This window comes from Gordonia oleivorans, assembly GCF_040044975.1.
In the GTDB taxonomy this organism is placed as follows: domain Bacteria; phylum Actinomycetota; class Actinomycetes; order Mycobacteriales; family Mycobacteriaceae; genus Gordonia; species Gordonia oleivorans.
Genome location: NZ_JBDZDI010000001.1, coordinates 212,243 through 236,185 on the forward strand (window position 1 = coordinate 212,243; position 23,943 = coordinate 236,185).

20 protein-coding genes are annotated in these 23,943 nt (G+C 68.3%); 7 read left to right on the plus strand and 13 right to left on the minus strand.

The window, feature by feature from the left end:
- Positions 1-28: 28 nt before the first annotated feature.
- From ABLE92_RS00910 to ABLE92_RS00920, 3 genes are all read right to left on the minus strand, one after another.
- Entirely contained in the window at positions 29-1,513 is a 1,485-nt protein-coding gene (locus tag ABLE92_RS00910; RefSeq protein ID WP_348802625.1) for a molecular chaperone, read from the minus strand.
- A 106-nt stretch (positions 1,514-1,619) separates the two neighbouring features.
- Positions 1,620-1,943: a DUF3017 domain-containing protein gene (locus tag ABLE92_RS00915; RefSeq protein ID WP_348802626.1), complete on the minus strand. Its 324-nt coding sequence runs from the start codon at positions 1,941-1,943 to the stop codon at positions 1,620-1,622.
- On the minus strand, positions 1,940-2,806 hold the full coding sequence (locus ABLE92_RS00920; protein WP_348802627.1) for a bifunctional methylenetetrahydrofolate dehydrogenase/methenyltetrahydrofolate cyclohydrolase: 867 nt from the start codon (positions 2,804-2,806) through the stop codon (positions 1,940-1,942). The genes ABLE92_RS00915 and ABLE92_RS00920 overlap by 4 nt, the downstream gene beginning before the upstream one ends.
- 56 nt (positions 2,807-2,862) lie before the next feature.
- Between ABLE92_RS00920 and ABLE92_RS00925 the strand changes: the two genes are divergently transcribed.
- Together ABLE92_RS00925 and ABLE92_RS00930 are read left to right on the plus strand one after the other, a co-directional pair.
- Entirely contained in the window at positions 2,863-3,819 is a 957-nt protein-coding gene (locus tag ABLE92_RS00925; RefSeq protein ID WP_348802628.1) for a serine/threonine dehydratase, read from the plus strand.
- A 39-nt stretch (positions 3,820-3,858) separates the two neighbouring features.
- Positions 3,859-4,323: a tRNA (cytidine(34)-2'-O)-methyltransferase gene (locus tag ABLE92_RS00930; RefSeq protein ID WP_348802629.1), complete on the plus strand. Its 465-nt coding sequence runs from the start codon at positions 3,859-3,861 to the stop codon at positions 4,321-4,323.
- Between the two features lie 18 nt (positions 4,324-4,341).
- On the opposite strand, the gene ABLE92_RS00935 is transcribed toward ABLE92_RS00930, so the two are convergent.
- The 4 genes from ABLE92_RS00935 to ABLE92_RS00950 form a co-directional block, all read right to left on the minus strand.
- Positions 4,342-4,791 (minus strand): DMP19 family protein, encoded by a 450-nt coding sequence (locus ABLE92_RS00935; RefSeq protein WP_348802630.1) that lies wholly within the window; start codon positions 4,789-4,791, stop codon positions 4,342-4,344.
- A 3-nt stretch (positions 4,792-4,794) separates the two neighbouring features.
- Positions 4,795-5,022 (minus strand): DUF167 domain-containing protein, encoded by a 228-nt coding sequence (locus ABLE92_RS00940; RefSeq protein WP_348802631.1) that lies wholly within the window; start codon positions 5,020-5,022, stop codon positions 4,795-4,797.
- 185 nt (positions 5,023-5,207) lie between these two features.
- Positions 5,208-8,474 carry an error-prone DNA polymerase gene (locus tag ABLE92_RS00945; RefSeq protein ID WP_348802632.1) on the minus strand — a complete coding sequence of 1,089 codons (3,267 nt, stop codon included), beginning with the start codon at positions 8,472-8,474 and terminating at the stop codon, positions 5,208-5,210.
- 137 nt (positions 8,475-8,611) lie between these two features.
- The gene (locus tag ABLE92_RS00950; protein ID WP_348802633.1) at positions 8,612-9,868 is read right to left on the minus strand and encodes a DDE-type integrase/transposase/recombinase; all 1,257 of its coding nucleotides are present in this window, start codon (positions 9,866-9,868) and stop codon (positions 8,612-8,614) included.
- Positions 9,869-10,069: 201 nt separating this feature from the next.
- On the opposite strand from ABLE92_RS00950, the gene ABLE92_RS00955 reads away from it, so the two are divergent.
- Both ABLE92_RS00955 and ABLE92_RS00960 read left to right on the plus strand, forming a co-directional pair.
- Positions 10,070-12,001: an SDR family oxidoreductase gene (locus ABLE92_RS00955; RefSeq protein WP_348802634.1), complete on the plus strand. Its 1,932-nt coding sequence runs from the start codon at positions 10,070-10,072 to the stop codon at positions 11,999-12,001.
- Positions 11,998-13,086: an alanine racemase gene (locus tag ABLE92_RS00960; RefSeq protein ID WP_348802635.1), complete on the plus strand. Its 1,089-nt coding sequence runs from the start codon at positions 11,998-12,000 to the stop codon at positions 13,084-13,086. Before ABLE92_RS00955 ends, ABLE92_RS00960 begins: the two co-directional genes overlap by 4 nt.
- Positions 13,087-13,270: 184 nt before the next feature.
- Here the strand turns inward: ABLE92_RS00960 and ABLE92_RS00965 are convergent, their stop codons facing one another.
- From ABLE92_RS00965 to ABLE92_RS00975, 3 genes are all read right to left on the minus strand, one after another.
- Positions 13,271-14,929, minus strand: coding sequence for a DNA polymerase Y family protein (locus ABLE92_RS00965; RefSeq protein WP_348802636.1), 1,659 nt, complete (start codon positions 14,927-14,929; stop codon positions 13,271-13,273).
- Entirely contained in the window at positions 14,929-15,753 is an 825-nt protein-coding gene (imuA', locus tag ABLE92_RS00970; protein WP_348802637.1) for a DnaE2-dependent mutagenesis accessory factor ImuA', read from the minus strand. The genes ABLE92_RS00965 and imuA' overlap by 1 nt, the downstream gene beginning before the upstream one ends.
- A gap of 305 nt (positions 15,754-16,058) precedes the next feature.
- Entirely contained in the window at positions 16,059-17,141 is a 1,083-nt protein-coding gene (locus ABLE92_RS00975) for an Rv2578c family radical SAM protein (protein WP_348802638.1), read from the minus strand.
- Positions 17,142-17,242: 101 nt separating this feature from the next.
- Between ABLE92_RS00975 and ABLE92_RS00980 the strand changes: the two genes are divergently transcribed.
- Positions 17,243-18,535, plus strand: coding sequence for a serine/threonine-protein kinase (locus tag ABLE92_RS00980; protein ID WP_348802640.1), 1,293 nt, complete (start codon positions 17,243-17,245; stop codon positions 18,533-18,535).
- Positions 18,536-18,556: 21 nt separating this feature from the next.
- Here ABLE92_RS00980 and ABLE92_RS00985 read toward each other — a convergent pair whose 3' ends face one another.
- Complete coding sequence (locus ABLE92_RS00985) at positions 18,557-19,255, minus strand: response regulator (RefSeq protein WP_348802641.1); 699 nt, start codon at positions 19,253-19,255, stop codon at positions 18,557-18,559.
- Entirely contained in the window at positions 19,252-20,526 is a 1,275-nt protein-coding gene (locus tag ABLE92_RS00990; protein ID WP_348802642.1) for a PspC domain-containing protein, read from the minus strand. Before ABLE92_RS00990 ends, ABLE92_RS00985 begins: the two co-directional genes overlap by 4 nt.
- A gap of 140 nt (positions 20,527-20,666) precedes the next feature.
- On the opposite strand from ABLE92_RS00990, the gene ABLE92_RS00995 reads away from it, so the two are divergent.
- Both ABLE92_RS00995 and ABLE92_RS01000 read left to right on the plus strand, forming a co-directional pair.
- The gene (locus ABLE92_RS00995) at positions 20,667-22,022 is read left to right on the plus strand and encodes a PspC domain-containing protein (protein WP_348802643.1); all 1,356 of its coding nucleotides are present in this window, start codon (positions 20,667-20,669) and stop codon (positions 22,020-22,022) included.
- A complete protein-coding gene (locus ABLE92_RS01000; protein WP_348802644.1) occupies positions 22,019-22,291 on the plus strand; it encodes a hypothetical protein in 273 nt (90 codons plus the stop codon). The genes ABLE92_RS00995 and ABLE92_RS01000 overlap by 4 nt, the downstream gene beginning before the upstream one ends.
- A 27-nt stretch (positions 22,292-22,318) precedes the next feature.
- On the opposite strand, the gene guaA is transcribed toward ABLE92_RS01000, so the two are convergent.
- Positions 22,319-23,908, minus strand: coding sequence for a glutamine-hydrolyzing GMP synthase (guaA, locus tag ABLE92_RS01005; RefSeq protein WP_348802645.1), 1,590 nt, complete (start codon positions 23,906-23,908; stop codon positions 22,319-22,321).
- Positions 23,909-23,943: the final 35 nt, after the last annotated feature.

The following is a 23,943-nucleotide window of genomic DNA, read 5'->3' on the forward strand; positions in this document are numbered from 1 at the left end:
TCGGCACGGCCGCAGCCGTCGAGTCGGGTCAGCCGGCCGGGGTGGTCGTCGTCGGCGCAGCGGACGGCACGGCCTGCTGCCGCGGCGCCGGGACGGGATAGGGTGTCAGATCCGGCGTGCTCGGCGCCGGGGTGCTCGTCTGCGGCGGCATGAGCGGCAGCAGTCCCGGCGGCAACCATTGCGATGGAATCGGCAGTGGCGGTGGCGTTGTCGGGGTCGTGGTGCTCGGTGCCGGACTGGTGGTGGTGGCGCTCGGCGTGTTCGGCACCAGCGTCAGCGTCGTCGCCGAGATCGTGGTCTGCGGCAGTTCGGTCGTCGCCCAGCCCGGCGACTGGAGACCGCCGGGCGGTGGCGCGATCGGCGGCGGCAGCACCGCGCTGATCGCGGTGGATGTCGTCGAACGCGTCGTCGAGGTCCACCCGGTGTAGTCGGTGGTCGCGACCTCCTCGGCACCCACCGTGGACGTCGGCGCCGGAGAATCCCCGGTGGACAGCGTTGCGCCGACCGCGACGGCGGCCATCACGACGGCGGCGATCAGACATCCGACCAGGGCCGCCGGTGCCAGCGACCAGCGTGGTCCGCGATGCCCGCCGATGAAGCCGAGACCGCCGGTCGCCGACGACGAGGCGAGCATCGCCGCGCCGGTCGCGGCGACGATCTCCGGGGAGGGCGGTACCAGCACCTCCAGATCGACGTCGGTGGCGAGTTGGTGGACCACCGGCAGATTCGCCAGGCCACCCACCAGGACGACCGCGTCGGGTGCCGGACCGTGCCGGCCGACCGCGGAGACGTAACGCGTGAGCACTCCACGCGCATCCGCCACCATCGGCGCGGCCGCCTCGGCGACCGCCGCCCGGGTCAGACGCAGACCACCCGCACCGGATGCGGGTACCGCGTCGCCGATCTCCTCCTTGGCGGTCCGGCAGGCACCGACCAGCAACTCCCGCCCACGTCGCGTCTGCGCCTCCCGGCCGATCGAGACCGATTGCGCGGCAACATGATCGGCGAGCGATCGATCCAGCGCACGGCCACTGATCACCACGGTTCGTTCGATCGACGCGATCGTCCCGGCAGCAGGATCCACCGTGTAGAGCGACATTCCGGTGTCACCGCAGTCGGCCACCACCACGGCGGTGAAGCGGTCGATCTGGCCGGTGCGGGTGAGGTATTCGGCCACCGCCTCCTCGTCGGAACTCAGGTAGACCTGTCGCCGTGTCCCCGACCCGCCCGAGCGCAGGCGGCGGCGCTGCGTGGCGGTCCGGGCGGCGACGCCGATCGGTCCGACCCGGCGATCGGCCGCCCGCGCCGCGTCGAGCATGAGGTCGATCCCGGCATTGACGCGACCGACGGAGTCGAGGCCGTCGGTGGGGTCGACATCGAAGACGCGTGAGGTGACATCGGTCCGGCCGGCGTCGTCGAGGGTCATCAGAACGTAATGGATCATCCCCTCGCCCACCGAGACACCCAGCGACGTCGCGTCGCCGTCAGTGCCCTGGCTGTTGGTCTCCAACATGGATGAGATGCCAATCCCTACTTAGTGTCGCTAACGACCGTGTCATTCTCGATCTGATGAGCGCCGCTTCTTGGCCCCGAATGTCACGCTGAGGTCACCAGTGTAATCAATCTGTGCCCAAAGGGTCGATCGAGGTGGCCAGCCACAGCATCAGTCCACCCACCGTCGCCATCGCGGCGACGTCGAACAACCGGCCCCTGACCTGCAACAATCCGACCCTGGTGGTTGGAATCAGCGCGCGCAGAAGTGCGCCCAGCAAGAGCGCGGAACCGAACACGAACGCACCACGCCGCCAACGATCGAAGAGCACCAACCCCGCGGCCACCACCACACCGAGCATCACCAGCAGATACGGAATCTGCACGATGCACGCCCGGACGATCCGCGCCCGGTGAATCCGCCGGGTCCGGTCGGTGGCGTCGGCGGTCATCGACCGAGCTTCTCCGCGAGCTGCGCCTCCGCCCGCTCCACGACGTTGACCAGGAGGAACGCCCGGGTCAGGGGGCCCACACCGCCCGGATTGGGTGAGACATGACCGGCCACCTCCCACACGTCGGGTGCCACGTCTCCACGGAGTCCGTCATCGGTGCGGCTCACTCCGACGTCGATGACCGCGGCGCCCGGCTTCACCATGTCGGCGGTCACCAGGTGGGGAACCCCGGCGGCGGCGATGACGATGTCGGCGCGCGACACCTCGGCGGCGAGGTCGCGGGTGCCGGTGTGGCACAGCGTCACGGTGGCGTTCTCGCTGCGGCGGGTGAGCAACAATCCGATGGGCCGCCCGATCGTCACGCCACGACCGATGACGGTCACCCGGGCACCGGCGATCGGGATGTCGTAGCGGCGCAGCAAGTGGATGACCCCGCGCGGCGTGCACGGCAGAGTCGACTCCTTGCCCAGGACCAGTCGGCCGAGATTGATCGGATGCAGACCGTCGGCATCCTTGGCCGGGTCGATGCGCTCGAGCGCCGCGTTCTCATCGAGGTGTGCCGGCAGCGGCAGCTGGACGATGTACCCGGTGCAGGCCGGATCGGCGTTCAGTTCGTCGATGGCGGCGTTGAGCTCGTCGGTGGTGGCGTCGGCCGGCAGATCCTTGCGGATCGAGTCCACACCGATGCGCGCGCAGTCGGCGTGCTTGCCCTTGACGTAGGACTGCGATCCGGGATCGTCGCCCACGAGGATGGTCCCCAGCCCGGGATGTACGCCGGCCGCATGGAGCTTCTCGACCCGGGCGCTGAGGTCGGTGAAGATCTCGTCGCGGGTGACCTTGCCGTCCAGTCGTATCGCACTCACGGCGACCATTGTTCCACCTGTGCGGCGGCGCCCGGCCCGGCGGTAGCGTTCTGGGCATGTCGGCATCGATGGTCGCGGCGGTGACGCCGGACGACGTCCGCGCGGCGCAGTCGCGGATCGCGCGGACGGTACGCCGTACTCCGCTGCTCCGCGCAGAGCTCGACACCGGCCGCGGGCCGGTTCCGGTGGTCTTCAAGCTCGAGTTCACCCAGATCGGTGGCTGCTTCAAACCGCGCGGCAGCGTCAACGCGGTGATCCGTGCACGCGACGAGGGACGGCTCCCGGAGGCCGGCGTCCTCGTGGCCTCGGGCGGTAATGCCGCGATCGGCGCCGCCTGGGCGGCCCGCCTCGCCGGCACCGGGTGCACGGTCGTCGTCCCGGAGTCGGCACCCGCGGTCAAGGTCGCGGCACTGCGTGCCCTCGGCGCGACGGTCCACCTGATCGGTTCCCGCTACCAGGATGCCGCCGACGCGGCCGCCGGGATGGCGCTGGAGAGCGGCGCACTGGCGCTGCACGCCTACGACCGACCGGACATCGTGGCCGGGGCGGGCACCATCGGCCTCGAACTCGTCGACGACGTCGACGGCCCGCTGACCACCGTCGTGTGTGTCGGTGGCGGTGGCCTGCTGGGTGGGATGTCGGCCACACTGCGGCCCGGCGATCGGCTCGTGGGTGCCGAACCCGTCGGTGCCTCCTGCCTGCATCGGGCGATCGCGGCCGGAGGGCCTGTCGACGTCGACCTCGACAGCGTCGCCGCCGACTCGCTGGGCGCCACCCAGGTGGGCGAGATCTGCTGGGCGAGTATCGCCGGGCGGGCCGTGGACAGCGTCGTCGTGCCGGACGCCGCGATCATCAGTGCCCGGACGATGTTGTGGGAACGGTTCCGCATCGTCGTGGAGCACGGCACCGCCACCGCGGTCGCCGCTGTCACCACGGGAGTTGTTGCGGCCGATGATGATTCGACCCTGTGCGTGGTCCTGTGCGGCGCCAACACCGGATTCACGGGGCTCTGACGGTCACCGGGTACGACGCGCCCGGCACAATGGGATCCCATGTTCCGCATCATGTTCTACCAGCCGTGCATCCCACCGAACACCGGTAACGCGATCCGGCTGGCCGCCAACACCGGCTGCGAACTGCATCTGATCGAACCGCTGGGCTTCTCCATGTCGGACGCCCAGGTGAAACGTGCCGGGCTGGACTACCACGAGATGGCGACGGTGACCGTCCACCCGAATCTCGAGACCGCCTGGACCGCCCTCGAGCCGGAGCGGGTGTTCGCGTTCACGGCGCATGCCGAGCGATTTCACACCGACGTCGAGTACGCGCCCGGCGACGTGTTGCTGTTCGGGCCGGAGCCGACCGGACTTCCCGCCGAGGTGCTGGACGAACCCGAGGTCACCGATCGCATCCGGATCCCGATGCTGGCCGGGCGCCGGTCACACAACCTGGCCAACGCGGCGAGTATCGCGGTGTACGAGGCGTGGCGTCAGCAGGGATTCGCCGGCGCGGTCTGAGGCCTCCGCGGCGAGCGGTCAGTCGACGGACACGCCGTAGCGGTCGGCGAGTTCGAGAAGCGCGGTCTCCAGAAAATTGTCGACGTTGTCGGCGATGATGTCGGTCACCTCGTCGAAGAGGTGATCGTAGGTGTCTTGGCCGAGCCGTGTCACCAGGTCGGCCAGGACGGCGTCGCGCACCATCCGATCGGCGGGATAGTCCGGTCCGAGGACGGCGACGGCCTCGGTGACCGCGGTCAGGGTGCCCTCGGCACCCACTCGCCGCAGACCGGACAGCGCAATCGGGAGAAGATCACCCGCACTGTTCCACAGGAACTGCTCGAAACCTCCGTTGGCGGTGTCTGCCTCCAACCACCACAGGGCGAGGGTTTCACGTTCGTCGTCATCCAGGTCGCCGAAGCCCACCTCGCCCCAGCGCCGATGAAGGATCTCGTCGGCGGCCATCGCCCGCGCCCGGGTGGCGTCCACCGCTCAGCTCACCCGGAACCGCTTGGTGCGGGACGTGGCACCGCCGACCAGGGCAACGCGACTCTTGGGGACTCCGAGGTGCTTGGCGAGCAGTTCGGCGATGGCCTTGTTGGCCTTGCCCTCGGTGGCCGGTTCCCGCACGAAAATGGTGATCGCACCATCGGGTCCGGTCTCGACCAGCGGCCCCTTTCGGCTACTCGGCTTGGCCGTGACGATCACCTGTTGCGGCATGCGTCGCTTCCCCTCACGTCGTTCTCACACGGAAACACTGTCACTGTCATATCTGGACGGTTCGTCTGCCGGCCGTCTGCCGGATCGGCCACGAACCCCGGGTCATGATCCACGAAGTCGCGTGTCGTCGCACGCGTGATTCCACTCGTGGCACACATTCTGCACCATCCGCCCGGATTTTCCGCTCAGTGCCAGTCACGCGAACGAGACCCCACCCGAAGATCCATGCGCTGCAAGTGATCCGCGACCACCGTGACCGCGCCTTCGGCGTTCTGCACCCGGCCCCGGACCAGCAGCGCGGTGGCCGTATGCGCCAGTTCCCGGTACTTCGACCACAAACCCACCGAGCAGACGACGTTGACCATGCCGGTCTCGTCCTCGAGGTTGATGAATGTCACACCCGAGGCCGTCGCCGGACGCTGACGATGGGTGACCGCCCCGCCCACCAGGACCCGCGAACCGTCCGGGACGGCCAACAGACCGTCGGCGGGGATCACCCCCAACGCCGCCAATCGCGGTCGCAGATACTGGGTCGGATAGGACGCCGGTGTGATACCGGTGGCCCACGCGTCGGTGGCGGCCAACTCCACATCGGTGAGTCCCGGCAGCATCGGGGTCGTTGATGCCTGAGGGAGATCGAGGTGCTCCGGGCGCGCCGTCGACGCCGCGCCGGCCTCCCACAACGCCTGCCGCCGGCTGAGCCCGAACGTCTCGAAGGCCCCCGCCCCGGCCAGTCCCTCCAATTGCCGGGTGGTCAACCCGGCTCGCCGGGACAGATCGGCGAGTCCGATGAAATCACCGTCGGCACAACGTGTCTCGACGATCCGCTCGGCCGCCTCGTCGCCCACACCACGAACCCCGGCCAAACCCAGCCGGACCTCCTCCCCACGGTTTTCCAGGGTCGCCTCGGCGCGTGAACGGTTGATGTCGGGTCGGTGAACCCGCACCCCGTGCCGGCGGGCGTCGGCCACCAGCGACTGGGGCGAGTAGAAACCCATCGGCTGGGCACGTAGCAATGCCGCGCAGAAGGCGGCGGGGTGATGCAGCTTGAACCACGACGAATAGAACACCAGTGAGGCGAAACTCTGCGAATGACTCTCCGGGAAGCCGAAATTGGCGAAGGCCGCCATCTTCTCGAAGATCCGGTCGGCGGTGTCCCCGGTGATCCCGTGGGTCGATTTCATACCCTCGTAGAACCGCCGACGCAGTCGCTGCATCTTCTCCGGTGACCGCTTGGAACCCATCGCCCGACGCAACTGGTCGGCCTCGGTCGCGTCGAAGCCCGCGACGTCAACGGCCAACTGCATCAACTGTTCCTGGAACAGTGGCACCCCCAGCGTGCGTTCGAGGGCCTTGAACATCGACGGGTGTTCGACGCCGACCGGTTCGGTCCCGTTGCGCCGCCGGATGTAGGGATGTACCGATCCGCCCTGGATGGGCCCGGGACGGATCAGCGCGACCTCCACCACCAGGTCGTAGAAACAGCGCGGTTTCAGACGCGGCAGTGTGGCCATCTGCGCACGCGATTCCACCTGGAACACACCGACCGAGTCGGCGCGGCACAACATGTCGTACACCGCGGTCTCGGCGAGGTCGAGGGTGGCCAGGTCGACGTGCAGGTCCTTGTGTTCGGCGACGAGATCGATCGCATAGTGCAACGCCGAGAGCATCCCCAGACCCAGGAGGTCGAACTTCACCAAACCGATTGCCGCACAGTCATCTTTGTCCCATTGCAGGACGCTGCGGTCGGCCATCCGAGCCCACTCGGTGGGACAGACGTCGGCGATCGGCCGGTCGCAGATCACCATGCCACCGGAGTGGATTCCCAAATGTCTTGGCATTCCCCCGATCTCGTCGGCGAGCTCACGAACGTCGGCGGGTGCGTCCTGCGGCATCGTGGCCCACGCATCCTGCTGCCCGGTGGCATAGCCCAACGCCTTGGCACTGTCGCGTACCGATGACCGTTGCCGATAGGTGATCACGTTGGCCACCTGGGCGCTGAAGTCGCGGCCGTAACGCCGGTAGACGTACTGGATCGCCTCTTCCCGCCGGTCGGATTCGATGTCGACGTCGATGTCGGGCGGACCGTCGCGTTCGGGTGAGAGGAACCGCTCGAACAGCAACTCGTTGGCCACCGGATCGACATTGGTGATGCCGAGGGCGTAACAGACCGCGGAGTTCGCGGCGCTCCCCCGCCCCTGGCACAGGATGTCGTTGCGTTTGCAGAAGTCGACGATGTCGGCGACGACGAGGAAGTACCCGGGGAAGGTGAGGGTGTCGATGATCGCCAGTTCGTGTTCGATCTGCCGATACGCCTGGGGATGCTGCGTGGGGGTGCCGTACCTCGCGGCGGCCCGGGTCATCGTGAGATGCCGCAGCCAGGTGGCCTCGGTGTGCCCGTCGGGAACGTCGAAGGGCGGCAATTTCGGTGCGATCAAACCCAATTCGAAGGCGCAGTCGGCAGCGATCTGCACGGCGTTGTCGATCGCCTCGGGATGTGCGGGCAACAGCCGGGCCATCTCGTCACCACTGCGCAGGTGCGCTCCGCCGACCCCGGGCATCCATCCCTCGATGGTCTCGATGTCGGTGCGGGCCCGTACCGCCGCCATCGCCATCGCCAGCCGGCGTCGTGGCGGTCCGGCGAAATGGGCTCCGGCGGTGGCCACCGTCGGTATCCCGAACCGGGTGGCCAGACCAGCCAGCGCCGCGTTGCGGGCATCGTCGTCGGGGAGCCCTTGCGCGGTGAGTTCGACGACCACACCACCGGCTCCGTAGCGGTCGATCAGATCACCGAGCGCCTTCTCCGCGGCCGGGAGCCCCCCGCGATCCAGCGCCCAGCGCACCGCACCCTTACGACAGCCGGTCAGCACCAGCCAATGTCCGGCGTCGGCGACGAGGCGGTCGGCGTCGTAGCGCAGCAGCCCCTTCTCGCCTCCGGACATGTGTGCGTCGGCGATCACCCGCGACAGTCGCCGATATCCCTCGCTGTCTCGCGCCAGCACCAGCAGATGTTCGCCGGGCGGATCCGTCACGCCGGTGCGGGCCACATCCGGCTGCAGCGACAGTTCCGCACCGAACACCGTCGGCATGCCGAATTCCCGTGCCGCCTCGGCGAATCGCACCACACCGTAGAAGCCGTCGTGGTCGGTGATCGACAATGCCGTCAGATCCAGCCGCTGCGCCTCGGCGACCATCTCCTCGGGCATCGACGCGCCGTCGAGAAAGCTGTAGGCGCTGTGCGCGTGCAGTTCCGCGTAGCGGACCGACGAGGACTCGGTCCGGATCTCCGGCGCCACATAGGGCCCACGCTTACGCGACCAGGCCGGCGAGTCACCGCCGTCGCCGGGGCCGAAGAACTCACCGGGACGGTCGTGACCGTCGGAGGCGCGCGCACGCCCGGACAGGACCCGCTCCATCTCCGACCACGTCGGTGGCCCCTGGTTCCAACCCATCCGTCCATCATAGAACATGCGTTCGATGCGGGTCATCGAACGCATCCGCCGGGGTCGACGTCCCATCCCGTAGTGCCTCACGTCAAACTGCCCGCGAAACCGGGCCCATGCCTCAGATAGGGATGCCCGCGAAAGTGTCAGCTGGCGGGAACTCGAACACCTTTGCGGACATCGGGCAGGGCGGAAGGCGTCTGCGCGAGGTGTAGTTGCTCGGTTTTGTCCTTGGCCAGCAGCAGGAGTTGGTCTTGAAGTGCGGCGATCTCGCGTCCGAGCTTGGCGGGGTTGAGTGTGTCGCGGTAGGCGCGCAGGTCGGCCTGTTGGGCCTGTGAGAGGACCTGGGAGGCCAGGAGGCGGTCGAACGGTGTCTGCGGGGCGTCGTAGACGCGCCGGCGGCGTCCGGTGGCGGTGGAGGCGAATCCGATGGGTTTGATGGTCGGGGTCAGGTAGTTCATCCGATCGTTGACCAGTCGCCACAGCCGGTTGAGCACGGCACGTTCGGTCTCGGTGTCGTAGCGCCAGTAGAAGGCGTACTTGCGTACGACGTGATTGTTCTTTGATTCGATGGTTGCCTGGTCGTTCTTCTTGTACGGCCGCGATCGGGTGAAGTAGATGCCCTGCCCGCCGGCCCACTCGATGACCGGATGGTTGAGGAACTCGCTGCCGTTGTCGAAGTCCAAACCCGTTATCGCAAACGGGATTTCAGCCGAGGCGGATTTCAGTCCGGCCAGGATGTGGGTATGCGCGTTATTGCGGATCGAGCGGGTGAACACCCACCCGGTATGGACATCGGTCAGGTTGAACGTGCGCGCGAACTCTCCTTTCAGGGTTGGTCCGCAATGGGCGACGGTGTCGCCCTCGAAGAACCCCGGCTCGGCTTCGACCTCATCGCCAGCGCGTCGTACCTTGATGGAATTACGCAGCAGCACAGATGGTTTCGTTGTCGACACACCAGAAATCTGGTCTTTGGCCTTCGCTGTCTTGAGGTAGCGGTCGATCGTGGCCGCCGACATCGACAACAACTCCTCACGCACCGACTCGCTGTAACGGTCATGTCCCACAACGAGTTCGCGATGCCGCTCCAAGGCGTCAACCTGCAACCGCATCGACGCGGCGAGATACTTTCCGCACTGCCCACCCGAGGCCGCCCACACCTTCTGCAACACCTTGAGCGCGTCGTAGGAGTACTTCGGTGACCTGGGTTTGCGGTCACGTACCGCCACCGCGCGACCCGACCCCGTCGCCTGCCGCGCGGCAGCGACCAACCGCCGACGCGCGTTGTCGCGTGACCAGCCCGTCACCTCGACCACCTGATCCAGAATCCGACCCCGATCCTTCTTCGACGCATTCGCGTAGCTCACCGCGAACTTCCTGGTCACCTCGGCGCGAGACCGCATCGACAACCCACTTTCCATCCCCCGACGATCGCCGTTTCGCGGGCAAACCTATCTGAGGCACCGAGGGCGTTTCGCGGGCAGATTACGTGAGTCAAGCCGCATCCTTGCCATCGGACACTGGAAGTGTCAGGCTGGGGCAATCGTCCTTACCGGACAGTAAGAACACTCATAGAACTCGCCCGGCAGATCTGGAGCGATCGCATGTCCACCTACTTCGTCACCGGCGGCAGTGGCTTCATCGGCCGGCGCCTGCTGCGTGCCCTGCTGATCGGCAGGCCCGACGCCACCATCCACGCGCTCGTCCGCGCATCCTCACTGGCCCGGCTCACCGCGATCGCCGACGACCTGCCCGGCGGGGAGCGCATCCACCCCGTCGTCGGTGACATCACCGAACCGGGACTCGGCCTGCGCGACACCGACCTCGACGTCGATCACGTCATCCACCTCGCCGCCATCTACGACATGGCCGCCGACGATGCCGCACAACAGGCGGCCAATGTCGCCGGCACCGCCCACGTCGCCGACTTCGCCCTGGCCCATGACGCCACCTGTCATCACGTCTCGTCCATCGCCGTCGCCGGCGACCACCGCGGCGTGTTCACCGAGGACGACTTCGACGTCGGACAGGGATTTCCGACCGCCTATCACCGCACCAAGTTCGAGGCGGAGAAGGTCATCCGCGACCGGGCAGACCTGCGGTGGCGCATCTATCGCCCGTCGGTGGTGGTCGGTGACTCACGCACCGGCGAGATGGACAAGGTCGACGGACCCTACTATTTCTTCGGCCATCTCCGGCAGTTCTCCAGAATGCCTGCCGCACTGCGACTTCCGTTCCCCGATCTGGGCCACATCAACGTGGTTCCGGTCGACTACGTCGTCAACGCGCTCGCCGCCCTGATCCTCGCCGAGGACACGAGCGCACACCGGGTCCATCACCTCGGCGATCGCACCGACCGCAGCATCACCGACCTCTACAACGCTCTCGCCCCCGCGTTCCATGCGCCGCGCGGCATCACCGTGGTACCGCATCAACTCGTCGAACCCGCGGTGACCCTCACCGGCTTCGGCCCATTGCGATTGGGCCGCAACCTCATCGCCGAACAACAGGGAATCCCACCGGCACTTCTCGACGCGATGGATCTGCCCGTGCGATTCTCCTCGGATCGGACCATCACCCGCCTCTCACCCCTCGGGGTCTGCCCACCCCCGGCGCTCGAGGACTACGCACCCGCCCTGTGGACGTACTGGTCACACCACCTCGATCCGGCCCGCCACCGACGCACCGACCCAAGAGGGCCTCTGGTGGGCAAGGTCATTCTCATCACCGGCGGCTCGTCGGGAATCGGTAAGTCCACCGCCCGCATGTGTGTGGCCCGGGGTGCGACGGTCATCATCGTGGCCCGCCACGCCGACGAACTCGATTCCGCGGCACGCGAGATCAACTCCGTCACACCGACACCCGGTGTGCCACGCGGACATGCGTACCCGGTCGTCTGCGACATCACCGACGAGGAATCGGTCCAGGCGATGGTCAAGTCCGTCCTCGTCGATCATGATCATGTCGATGTTCTCGTCAACAATGCCGGGCGGTCGATCCGGCGGGCCACCGTCAATGCCGTCGACCGTTCCCACGACTATCACCGGGTGATGGCGGTGAACTACTTCGGCGCAGTGAACATGGTGCTGGCGCTGTTGCCGCACATGACAAGCCGGCACTGCGGCCACATCGTCAACGTGACCTCGATCGCGGTGCAGTCACGCGGTGGACGCTTCAGCGCCTACGCCGCCTCCAAGGCCGCCCTGGAGGCATTCAGCGATGCGACCGCCGTCGAGACGTTGTCCGATCACGTCACGTTCACCAACGTGCGACTGCCGCTCGTGCGGACGCGGATGATCAGTCCCACCGAGGATTACCGCCGGTCGGCGGGCGTGTGGAGTCCGGACAGGGCCGCGGCGCGCGTGCTCGACGCGATCGAACATCGCCCCCAACACATCTCGACCCCGCTCGGCGATCTCGCCGACCTCGGACGACGCTTCGCACCACGACTGACCACGCGAATCCTGCATCAGGAGTTCCTGCTCGGACGCGAGTCGGCCGCCGCCCTCGGCGAACCACGGCCGAGACGCCGATGATCGACACCCCGTACCTGTCGGTCGATACCGATCGGCTCGATGCCAATCTGCACTCCATGGCGCGGCTCTGCGCCGAGGCCGGCATCGCACTGCGACCGCACGCCAAGACACACAAGTGCATCGAGATCGCCGAGCGCCAGATCACCTGTGGTGCGCAGGGTCTGACGGTCGCGACGATCGGCGAGGCGGAGGTCTTCGCGGCTGCCGCAGATCGGACGGGATGCCGGGATCTGTTCATCGCCTATCCGTTGTGGGTGACCGCCGACAAGGGTGCACGGCTGCGCGCGCTCGCCGATCAGGTGTCGCTGCGGATCGGGGTGGCCTCGGTGGAGGGAGCCCGGCAACTCGGTATGACGCTGGGCGGCAACCGATTCGGATATTCGGTCGAGGTTCTCGTGGAGGTCGATTCGGGCCAGCATCGCACCGGCGTCGCACCGGGCGATGCCGGCACGGTGGCGGCGGCCGCCGTCGACGCCGGCCTCGACGTGGTGGGGGTGTTCACCTTTCCCGGTCACGGATACGGGCCCGGGGATTCCCGGCGGCGGGCCGCCCGCGAGGAGGCGGACGCCTTGGCATCGGCAGCGGAATCGTTACGGGCCACGGGAATCGACCCACGGGTACGCAGTGGCGGATCGACCCCGACCATCGCCTTTGCCGACACCGGGATCCTCACCGAGATCCGCCCCGGCGTCTACCCGTTCTTCGACGCACAGCAGATCGAGTTGGGGACGTGCGGATTCGACGACGTGTCGTTGTCGGCGGTCACCACCGTGGTCCACCGCAGCGGCACCCGGATCGTCGTCGATGCCGGGAGCAAGATCCTCGGTGCCGACCGGCCCGGGTGGGCAACCGGATTCGGCCGGGTGGCCGATGCGCCGGACGCACGGATCACCTCCCTGTCGGAGCATCACGGGGTCATCGAGTATCCCGATACCGCAGCGGCGATTCCGGCTGTCGGTGAGGTGATCCGGGTGATCCCCAATCACGTGTGCACAGCGGTCAACCTGGTCGACGAACTGATCGTCGAGTCCGATTCGGTTGAGCCGCAACGGTGGCCGGTGGCGGCACGCGGACGCAACAGCTGAGCCCCACTTGCGTTGACAGCGCCCTGTTCTCCGTTGACAGCGCTCTGTTCTCCGTTGACAGCGCCCACAATTCCGTTGACAGCGCCCTGTTCTCCGTTGACAGCGCTCTGTTCTCCGTTGACAGCGCCCACAATTCCGTTGACAGCGCTCTGTTCTCCGTTGACAGCGCCCGCATCCCGGCAGCTCACTCGTATATCCCCTCCACCACCCAGCCACCCGATCGATAGCACAGCAACAGTGCCCGCGAATCGTCGAGTAGTACCTGGGCTCGGGCGTCGACCTCGTCGACACCTGAGCCATTGCGGGTGATCCCGGTCGGCCACGGGCCCGCCCACCATCGCAGTTCCCAGCTGCTGCGTCGATCCGTCCCACCGGGTCCGGGACGGTGCGCGAGTCGAACGGTTGTCGGTTCGGCGGAGAAGGCACCGCGCGGGGTCACCAGCACCGGATCGCCGGACAGATCGATCACCTCGACGGGGATGTCGGCCATCACCGACGGCGCCGGACGCGGCATCCTCCCCGGCCATGGCGCAGACGGATCACGCTGTGGCACAGCATCTTCGCCGAGAGCGACCATCGTGATCGCCGCACCCGGATCACGGCCTCCACTCCGGACGGGGATGCGGACCGCATCCCCACCGAGCAATCCCTGCACCCGCTCCATGCTGCGACGGGCACGTTCGGACACACCTGCGCCACCCGGCAGACCCGCCCCGGCCAGCGAGTACTGCAGCGCACCGGCATCGACCACTTCCACCGGTTCCAGCCGAAGCATGGCGATCGGTGAATCGGGACGGGCGTCGCCGGTCGCATTACGCCTCCCCCCGGTCATCCATCCCTCCAGCTGCCACCGGATACGGTCGGCGGTGGCCGTCGGGGTGAGCGGTTGCGCGCATCGCCAGGTACGCGTATGGCGTTGCCCGCGTTCGGTGATCGCTTCGACGACCAGTTTCGTGCAGGCCATCGAGGCGTCTGTCAACCGGCGATGCACCACCTCGGCCAGACGACGGCCGATGAAGGCGGCCGCATCGATCCGGTCCACCGGCGGATCACAGACGTACTCGATCGACAGGTCGTCGGGCAGTGCGCGCACCGACGGTGGTCTGCCGGGCAGGGCGTTCGCCTGTCGATGTGCGGTCACCGCGTCGGCGTCGAATCGGGTGGCGATGTCGGCGACCCGCATGTCGGCGAAGTCACCGATGGTCACCACACCCAGGCGGCGCAGCAGTTCGACCAGTCCGTCACGCCCCGGCGCGCACAGCGAGGATTCCACGGCGAGATCGGCGATCGGGAGTCCGGCGAGATGCACACGATCGCCACCCGGCGTCACATTGCATCCACGCCGGGCGGCCAGGACCGCGGTGAACAGTTCGTCGGCGATCCCGACCTGCGATTCGACACCACACGCCGACACCCGATCGACGAGTTCCTCGGCAAGGGTGTCCTCGCCACCGTGGACGCGCACGGCTCCGGACAACGAGACCACCAGCAACCCTGGTCGTATCACCTCCATGGCGGGGACCATCTCGGCGACGGCCGCAGCGATCGGTTCGAACGCCCGCCCATCGCGATGATCGTCGGCGAGGACCACCGTCATCTCCGGGCACCGGGACTGCGCCTGACGCTTCCGCATGCCACGGCGCACCCCGGCTGCCCGGGCGGGTGCCGAGCAGGCGATCACCCGATTGGCACTGAGCACCGCGACCGGATGCCGGGGCGGCAGGTCGGCCTCGGCTGCCGCCGCGATGGCCGGCCAGTCGGGGCACCACAGTGCCAGCACGCGCCGCCGGGCCAGTACCCGCCGCCGGGCCTCGACGCGCGATCGTGGTTCGGCACCGGCCATCAGTTGGCCACCGCCACATCCGGTTCGGAACCGACCGAACCGAACGTCGCATCCAACCGCCGGATCAGTACCCGATCGTCTCCGAAATCGCCTGCCACAAACTCTATTTCGGTGTCTCGACGACGACGGTCACGACCCTCGGCCACCACCCTCAGCCGCATGCCGGCGAGATGTCCGTGCCCGCTGCGCGCATCGGCCAGGTCGCCACGTCCGGCAAGAGTGGGACGATGCCGGTATCCGATCACCCGAACATCCAGACGGGTGTGCGCGCCCGGCCATACACCGCCGACGGCGATCAGCGACGACGACTGCTGACGTGCACGACCACCGACCACCCGGCATCGGGACGGCGGGACGGAGACCCCACCGAGCCCGAGGATCACCAGGTCCATACCGTCGAGCAGAACCGAGGCCACCTCGACCGGATCGACACCGGGTTCGGCGACGACCGCGATGCGTTCGAGATCGGCCCCCATCTCCACCGCCGATGCCAGGTTGAGCCCGGGCACACCCACGATGCCGATCTGTCCGCCGCCCGCGGTCACCGTGGCGATCAGGGACATGAGCAGTGATCGGGCACCGGTGTAGCAGAGAATCCCGCCCCGCACGATGCCGCGCTGGGGCAACACCTCGGCGAGTTCGTCGGACACCGGCAACACGTCGACGGATACCGGTTCCGCGGTCCGGCGATCGGGCGTGCCCGACATGACCGCCATCTGGCGGCGCAGGCCGGCCAGCGTGTCGTTTCGATGCTGTTCGGCTGCACCCGAACCGGATGGACCCGGAACATCTCCTTCTCGGCGAGATAACGACAACACACCCATGACACCCCTCCTGGCCGGCACCGACAACGCGTGGTGAGCAGGGAAGATGCTCCGAGCCGAGCGAACGACGAGCACTCTCCGCACTGAGTCCTCGAACGTTTATTCGACGCCTTTGATCGTACGACGCCCCACCGACAGACCGCAACAGCGCCGGTGAGCGCACTCCCCCGATGGCCGCGCCCACTCGACGTGAAACGGCGCCCACTCGACGAAGAACAGCGCCCACTCGACGGAAAAGAGCGCCCACTCGACGTGAAACGGCACCCACTCGACGGAAAAGAGCGCCCACTCGACGGGAGTGAGAGTCAGAACAGGGTCAGCACCTGTTGTACCGCCGGCGTCGCCACCAGGTCATCACCGGCACCCACGCCGCCCACTCCGGCCACGCCGCGCACTCCGGCACGTGCGCCGACGGTACCCGACGCCTCCTCGCGCGGCTCGCCCCCGGACGCGAGTCCATGGCGAATCACCAAGGGGCGCATACGTTCACGCAACCATGACGAGTACTCCGGGGTGACATAGGCGCCGCGGCCGTACAGGCTGCGATAGCGGCGCATCAGCGCCGGATGATGCTCGGCCAGCCAGCCCAGGAACCACGGCTTGGTCGCGCCACGCAGATGCATCGGAAAGGCGGTCACCCCACTCGCCCCCGCCTGCGCCAACGATTCGAGCAGTGCATCGAGGTGGGCGGCGGAGTCGGTGAGATACGGGATCACCGGCGCGACCATCACATGTGGTCGGAACCCGGCGTCGGCGATCTCGCGGATCAGCGCCAGCCGGGCCGCGGGCGACGGCGTCCCGGGTTCGATCTGCTTCTGCAGATCCGCATCGTGAAAGGCAAGGGACACACTGAGTCCCACCGAGACCTGGCCGGCGGCCTGCCGCAGCAGCGGCAGATCGCGGCGCAGCAGCGTGCCCTTGGTCAGGATCGAGAACGGGGTGCCCGACTCCGTCAGCGCCGAGATCACCCCGGGCATAAGACGATAGCGCCCCTCCGCGCGCTGATACGGATCGGTATTGGTCCCGAGCGCCACCTGGTCGCGCCGCCAGGATCGTCGTCGTAACTCCTTGCGCAGCACCGCCGCGACGTTGAGCTTGACCACCACCTGGGTGTCGAAATCCCGGCCCGCGTCGAGATCGAGGTATTCGTGGGTGGGCCGGGCAAAGCAATACCGGCAGGCATGCGTGCACCCGCGAAACGTGTTGACCGTGAACGAGAACGGTAGTCCCGACTCGACCGGCACCTGATTGAGCGCACTCTTGGCGAGCACCTCGTGGAAGGTGACGCCCTCGAACTCCGGAGTCGAGACACTGCGGACCAGTCCCGCCCGCCCGAGACCGGGGAGCGCGCCGTCGTCGGCTTCGATCGCCTGTTCGGACCATCGCATGCCAGAAGTCGAACACGCGTGCGAGGTGATGTCAAGCGTGGCGCCCCCGACCGCCCTTGTCCCGGCGGGCCGCTTCGATCCCCCGGCTATCATCTCGTGGTATGCCCGCCGATACCGATGCCCGCGCGACCCCCGGGCCGAGCTACCTGGTGGCCGGCCGCTACCGGTTGATCTCGCGCATCGGCGGCGGCGGCATGGGCACCGTCTGGCTCGCCCGGGATCAACTCCTCGACCGTGAGGTCGCGGTGAAACAGGTGCTCTCCACCGAAGGACTCTCCGAGGACTCCGCCGAGAACGTCCGGCAGCGGGCCATGCGCGAGGGACGGATCGCCGCCCGGCTGAGTCACCGCAATGCGATCGCCATGCACGACGTCGCCCTCGAACGAGGCGAACCGTGGCTGGTGATGGAGTATCTGCCCTCGCGCAGCGTCGCCCAGATCCTGCATTCCGTCGGCACCATCGACATCGTCGAGGCCGCCAAGATCGGGGCCCAGGTCGCCGACGCGATGATCGAGGCCCACGCCGCCGGGATCATCCACCGCGACATCAAACCCGGCAACATCCTCATCGCCGGCGGGGGTCGCAACGCCGGACTGGTGAAGCTCACCGATTTCGGCATCTCCCGCGCCAAGGACGATGTGACACTCACCCAGACCGGTCTGATCACCGGGACGCCCGCGTATTTCGCACCCGAGGTCGCCCGCGGTGACGAACCCGCGGAGGCGTCCGACGTGTATTCGCTGGGCGCGACGATCTACACGATGGTCGAGGGCACACCGCCTTTCGGGGTCGACGACAATTCCCTGGTGATGTTGCACCGGGTGGCCCGCGCCCAGATCAACCCGATGACCCGGGCCGGCGCACTCGAACCGGTGCTCCTGCGGATGCTCGAACCCAGCCCCCGGCGCCGCATCACCATGGAACAGGCCCGCGATCAACTGGCCCGGGTGGCCGCCGGTGATCACGGCACCGCCGAACAGGTCCTCACCAGCCTGGTGTCGCGGGCGGGTATCGGCGCATCCCACCGTCCCCAGACCATGCCGCCGGCATCGTCGGGCGGTCCCGGCGCCGGCGATCCCGGAGCCCGCGACAGCGGCGGTTCTGTTGTACCGCCCTCGAATTCACCCCCGTACCATCCCACCCGGGTAGCCACCCCACCACCCTTCGCCCCTGGGCCGTCGACACCCGGGCTCGCCTCCAACCCGTCGATCCCGCCCTACGGTGGCACCGCGCCCCCGGGCACTCCGCCCTCCTACAGCAACGCCATGCCCTCCTACATCCCGCCGCCGGCCCCGCGGTCCCAGACCTCGCCGGCCCTGCTGGCGCTGGTGGTGTTCCTGTTCTTCGTGGTCCTCGCCGGCATCGTCGTCCTGGTGATCGCCCTGGCCGGGTGACCCTGGCATCCGGGCCCACGCTCACCCGATGTGCCGGTTCGCCGCCCATCGGGTCAGCGCATTCCGGTTGGACTGCTGCGTCTTTCGCAGCACATTGGAGGCATGGGTCTCGACCGTCTTGATCGAGATGAACAGTTCTTCGGCGATCTCCCGGTAGGTGTAGCCCCGGGCCAACAACCGCAGCACCTCGAGCTCCCGGCGCGTCAGCGAGTCCAGTTCCGGGTCGAGTTGCGGTTCGGGCACCGACGACTTGCCGGTGAACGAGTCGAGCACGAAACCGGCCAGCCGCGGACTGAACACCGCATCACCGTCGGCGACCCGCCGGATCGCGTCGGCGAGTTCCGCGCCGTCGATCGTCTTGGTGACGTACCCGCGCGCCCCGGCGCGGATCGTCGCGATCACGTCCTCAGCCGCGTCGGACACGCTGAGCGCCAAGAACACCGGGGCGTCGGCCCCCATCGCGTCGACCACCCCGCGCAGCACCGCGACCCCGCCGCCGGAGGGCATGTGCACGTCGAGGAGCACCACATCGGGACGCACTCGGGTGATCCCGGTGATGGCCTCGGCCACCGAACCGGCCTCACCCGCCACCGACAGTCCGGCCTCGTCGGCCAACTCGGCGCGGACCCCCGACCGGAAGACGCCGTGATCGTCGACGAGGAACACCCGGTAACGCTGCTCCCCGTCGGTCCGCCCGTCCGCACCGTCGGTGATCGTCATGACACCCTCCCGTTCTGGTGATCCGATTCACCGGCCTGCTCACTCATCCCGGAATCCCCACCCGGCACCGTGGTACGTGGAATGGTCATGCGCACATTGGTTCCCCGCCCGGGCGCCGACACCACCGACACCCGGCCACCGACCCGCTCGATGCGGGAGACGATCGAGCCCGCCACGCCGTGGCGGTCGTCGTCGACCTGATCCGGATCGAACCCGACACCACGGTCGCGCACGTACACCTCCACCTCGTCGTCGCCGACCTCGAGATACACATCGACCTTCCGCTCCCCGGAGTGCTTGGCCGCGTTGACCAATGCCTCGCGTGTGGCACCGATGAGCGCGGGCCAGCGCTTGGCCGCGAGCTTGTCGGCCCGGTGCGCTTCGGTGTCCGCATCCGGTGACAGATCACCGACGGTGACCACCTCCACCTCGATGCCGTAGTGATCCTCGACCTCGGCGCCGACGCTGCGCAACGCCGCACTCAGAGAGCCGCCGCGCTGCGCCGGATCACCGAAAAGCCAACTGCGCAGCTCTCTTTCCTGGCTTCGGGCCAGGCGGGCGACCTCGTCGGGTTTGGCCGCCTGCTTCTGGATCAGCGCCAGGGTCTGCAGCACCGAGTCGTGCAGATGGGAGGCGATCTCCTCGCGCTCGGCGTTGCGGATGCGCGCGGCGCGTTCCTCGTTGAGGGCTCGCCACATCCGCATCCACAGCGGCACCGTCAACAGCACCACCCCGATCAAGGTGGTCGCCACGGCCAGCAGGGTGGTGCTCAGGCTGCTGAAGTTACGGGTACCGGCGAGCACGATCACCACCAGCCCGCCGATCACCAGCACCGCACCGCCGGCCAACCGCAACCAGGTGACCACCGGACTGTGGGTGCGAACGCGCGTGGAGGTGTCGAACTCCCGCCACACCAGGCTCGCCCCGACCGCGACGAAGACCAGGGGGATGAGATAGGTCGCCGGGGTACCGGAGGCGGCGAAGCCGACCACCATCATCGCGACCAGGCCGATGAGTGCCAGTCCGTACGCCTGGCGACGCTCCCCCGGCGCCGGCGGCTCCACGTCGTCGCCGGGCGGGCAGAAGAACCACAGCAGGCCGTAGGCCAGTACCCCCGCCCCGGCCATCGCCGTCAACACGACGAAAACCACTCGGACGCGGAAGGTGTCGACACCGAGGTGATCGGCGACACCACCGGCGACGCCACCGATCACCCGACCACCGCTGCGGCGCAGCAACCGCGGTGGTGTTTGCACCTCGGCGACACCCATGACTCGATAGTGGCATGCCGTCGGCGTTCGGGCATCAGGGTTGTTCCCCAGGCGACACCCTTAAACCCGGTGAATCCCGGGTGGATCTCAGGGTCGGTCCCCGATGCGGCCACACCGGTGCGGCGACGAGGATGGCTGTCATGGATACCGCACAGTTTCGGACCCAGGTCTCGCGGTTGTGGGACACCCGGCCCGTCCGGCCCGCCGCACCCCGCACGGTCGCGGGCGTCTGCATCGGGATCGGCAACCGCTACCGGGTCGACCCGACGTTGGTGAAGGTCGCCTTCGTCGTCGCGACCGTCTTCGGTGGCAGTGGACTGATCCTCTACATCGCCGCGTGGATCGCTTTTCCCTCGAGCACCGCGGCCCCGGCACCGGGCGGCGACCCGGCGGCCAACAGGCGGGCCCGCCACGGTAATCCGTCGATGATCCTGCTGGTCGTCGTGGTCGTGATCATCGCCACCTCGATCGGGTCGTCGGGTCCGTGGGGATCGGGGGGTCTGCTCGGCGGAATCCTGATGCTCGTCGGCTGGTGGCTGCTCTACCTGCGCACCCCCGAGCCGCTGCCGGAGACCGCCGTCTCGACGCTGCGCGGGCCGTCGACGCCGCAACGATTCGAGCGCTGGACACCGCGCGCGGTGCGGGTGGCCGCCGGCATCGATGCGGGAAGCCCGCCGCCGCGGACCGAATCCACCGCAGCCGCAGTCGATCTGACCAAGGTCCATCCCGAGGTCCACCCCGACGACACCGCCACGATTCCGGCATCCGCCTCGGCCGCCGACTTCGCCGATCGCACCCCGCCGGCGTGGGACCCGTTGGGCGCCGCACGATTCGCCTGGGATCTGCCCGAACCGGCGGCGCCGGCCCCGCCCCCGGCGTCGACGCCGCCGCGGCGCTCACCCATGGCGCTCATCGTGATCGGCCTCGCGGTCCTCGTCGCCGCCGCGGGGGCGGCCGCCCATCAGGCCGGCGCCGACTGGTTCACCGTGCCGCACGTGCTCTCGCTGGTCCTGGCCGTCGTCGGCGCCGGAGCGCTCGTGATGGGTTTGCGTCGTCATCGGCCGGGGTCACATCCCGGTGCCCTGGTGCCGCTGACCATCGGACTCGGTGTGGCCGTGGTGTTCTCGACGGTGCTGACCACCTGGGGACCCGATGACCGCCACTGGGGAATGCCGACCGGCGGGGTCGGCGAACGGAACTGGGCACCGCCGAGCGAGAACGACATCCGGGACACCTACTCGCTGGGGATGGGCAAGATGACGCTCGATCTGCGTGGCATCGACCTGACCACCGACCGCCGGGTGGAACTGCGCAACGGGGTCGGCGAGGTCAACGTCGAGGTCGCCGAAGGGATGAACATCCGGGCCACCTGCTCCACCGGTGTCGGTGACTACACCTGCCCGGAGGGACTCGACGGCGGTGCCGACGGCACCGACGGGCCGGTGTTGACCATCGATGCACACACCAACGTGGGAAATGTGGAGATCCGACGATGAGCACCGCGAGCGGGCCGGCACCCGACAACGACGCCTTCGGCAACGACACCTCCGGCAACGATGTCCCCGGCACCGCCGAAGACCGATCACGCCGCGCGCCCGGCGTCGCCCTGATCGGCGTCGCCGCACTCGCAGTGGCCGGATGGGGCCTCGCCGACGGCCCGGCCCTGCCCGATCCGGCCACCCTCGGCTGGCTCGCGGTCGGCGTCGGCGTGGTGATCGGCGCCCTGCTGATTCTCAGCGGTACGCGCTCATCCCGACGGAACTGAACCGGCGCGGACGCGCCGAGGGAACCGTCACTCCCACTCGATGGTGCCCGGCGGCTTGCTCGTCACGTCGAGGACCACGCGGTTGACGTCGGGCACCTCGTTGGTGATCCGGGTGGAGATCAGTTCGAGCACCTCGTACGGCACCCGGGTCCAGTCGGCGGTCATCGCGTCCTCGCTCGACACCGGCCGCAGCACGATCGGATGACCGTAGGTCCGCCCGTCGCCCTGCACCCCGACGCTGCGGACGTCGGCGAGCAACACCACCGGGCACTGCCAGATCTGCCCGTCCAGACCCGCCGCGGTCAGTTCCTCGCGGGCGATCAGGTCGGCCTTGCGCAGCATCTCGAGGCGGTCGGCGGTCACCTCGCCGACGATGCGGATCGCCAGACCCGGCCCCGGGAAGGGTTGGCGGCCGACGATCTCCTCCGGCAGGCCCAACTCGCGTCCGACGGCGCGGACCTCGTCCTTGAACAGCAGCCGCAGCGGCTCGACCAGGGCGAACTCCAGGTCCTCGGGGAGCCCACCGACGTTGTGGTGGCTCTTGATGTTGGCGGTGCCGCTGCCACCGCCGGATTCGACGACGTCCGGGTACAGGGTGCCCTGCACCAGGAAGTCGACCTTCTGCCCGTCCTCGGCGTGATCGCCGAGCACGTCGGTGACCGCACCCTCGAAGGACCGGATGAACTCGCGGCCGATGATCTTGCGCTTGGTCTCGGGATCGCTCACCCCGGCCAGTTCCGACAGGAAGGTGTCGGCGGCGTCGACGGTGACCAGCTTGGCGCCGGTCGCCCCGACGAAGTCGTGTTGCACCTGCTCACGTTCACCCGCCCGCAGCAGTCCGTGGTCGACGAACACGCAGGTCAGCCGATCGCCGATGGCCCGTTGCACCAGCGCCGCAGCGACCGCGGAGTCGACGCCACCGGACAGGCCGCAGATGGCCAGTCCGTCACCGATCTGATCGGACACCTGGTCGATGAGGGCGTCGGCGATGTTGGCCGCCGTCCAGTCGGCCTCCAGCCCGGCGATCTCGTACAGGAATCGGGTGAGCACCTGCTGGCCGTGCGGGGTGTGCAGCACCTCGGGGTGATACTGAACCCCGGCCATCCGGCGTTCGACATTCTCGAAGGCGGCCACCGGTGCGCCCGGCGTCGACCCGGTGACGACGAACCCCTCGGGCGCGGTCTGCACGGCATCGTTGTGGCTCATCCACACCGGCGCGGTGTCGGTGAGTCCCTGATGCAACACGCCGCCGTCGCCGTCGAGGGTCAGGGTCGTGCGCCCGAATTCGCGTCCGCCCGTATTGGCGACCACACCCCCGAGTGCGGCGGCCATCGACTGGAAGCCGTAGCAGATGCCGAACACCGGAACGCCGAGGTCCAGGATGGCCGGATCGATGGACGGCGCATCCTCGGCGTACACCGACGACGGCCCACCGGAGAGCACCAGCGCCACCGGATTCTTGGCCGTGAACTCCTCCAGCGACGCGTCGTGGCTGATCACCTCGGAGTAGATGCGGGCCTCACGGACACGGCGTGCGATGAGCTGGGCGTACTGGGCCCCGAAGTCGACGACGAGGACCGGGCGCGGGCCGTCGATGAATCCTTCAGAATCGGTCACGAGGCGAGTCTAGTGGCTCCTCCCATGCCCGTCGG

Excerpts from the sequence above, each read along its gene's own strand:
- ABLE92_RS00995 (WP_348802643.1), top strand. The coding sequence starts at position 20,667 with ATGGATACCGCACAGTTTCGGACCCAGGTCTCGCGGTTGTGGGACACC.
- ABLE92_RS00925 (WP_348802628.1), top strand. The coding sequence starts at position 2,863 with ATGTCGGCATCGATGGTCGCGGCGGTGACGCCGGACGACGTCCGCGCG.
- ABLE92_RS00990 (WP_348802642.1), bottom strand. The coding sequence starts at position 20,526 with ATGGGTGTCGCCGAGGTGCAAACACCACCGCGGTTGCTGCGCCGCAGC.
- ABLE92_RS00955 (WP_348802634.1), top strand. The coding sequence starts at position 10,070 with ATGTCCACCTACTTCGTCACCGGCGGCAGTGGCTTCATCGGCCGGCGC.
- ABLE92_RS00910 (WP_348802625.1), bottom strand. The coding sequence starts at position 1,513 with ATGTTGGAGACCAACAGCCAGGGCACTGACGGCGACGCGACGTCGCTG.
- ABLE92_RS00960 (WP_348802635.1), top strand. The coding sequence starts at position 11,998 with ATGATCGACACCCCGTACCTGTCGGTCGATACCGATCGGCTCGATGCC.
- ABLE92_RS01000 (WP_348802644.1), top strand. The coding sequence starts at position 22,019 with ATGAGCACCGCGAGCGGGCCGGCACCCGACAACGACGCCTTCGGCAAC.
- ABLE92_RS00985 (WP_348802641.1), bottom strand. The coding sequence starts at position 19,255 with ATGACGATCACCGACGGTGCGGACGGGCGGACCGACGGGGAGCAGCGT.
- ABLE92_RS00980 (WP_348802640.1), top strand. The coding sequence starts at position 17,243 with ATGCCCGCCGATACCGATGCCCGCGCGACCCCCGGGCCGAGCTACCTG.
- ABLE92_RS00965 (WP_348802636.1), bottom strand. The coding sequence starts at position 14,929 with ATGGCCGGTGCCGAACCACGATCGCGCGTCGAGGCCCGGCGGCGGGTA.
- ABLE92_RS00950 (WP_348802633.1), bottom strand. The coding sequence starts at position 9,868 with ATGCGGTCTCGCGCCGAGGTGACCAGGAAGTTCGCGGTGAGCTACGCG.
- ABLE92_RS00940 (WP_348802631.1), bottom strand. The coding sequence starts at position 5,022 with ATGCCGCAACAGGTGATCGTCACGGCCAAGCCGAGTAGCCGAAAGGGG.
- ABLE92_RS00945 (WP_348802632.1), bottom strand. The coding sequence starts at position 8,474 with ATGGGTTGGAACCAGGGGCCACCGACGTGGTCGGAGATGGAGCGGGTC.
- ABLE92_RS00975 (WP_348802638.1), bottom strand. The coding sequence starts at position 17,141 with ATGCGATGGTCCGAACAGGCGATCGAAGCCGACGACGGCGCGCTCCCC.
- imuA' (WP_348802637.1), bottom strand. The coding sequence starts at position 15,753 with ATGGGTGTGTTGTCGTTATCTCGCCGAGAAGGAGATGTTCCGGGTCCA.
- ABLE92_RS00915 (WP_348802626.1), bottom strand. The coding sequence starts at position 1,943 with ATGACCGCCGACGCCACCGACCGGACCCGGCGGATTCACCGGGCGCGG.
- ABLE92_RS00930 (WP_348802629.1), top strand. The coding sequence starts at position 3,859 with ATGTTCCGCATCATGTTCTACCAGCCGTGCATCCCACCGAACACCGGT.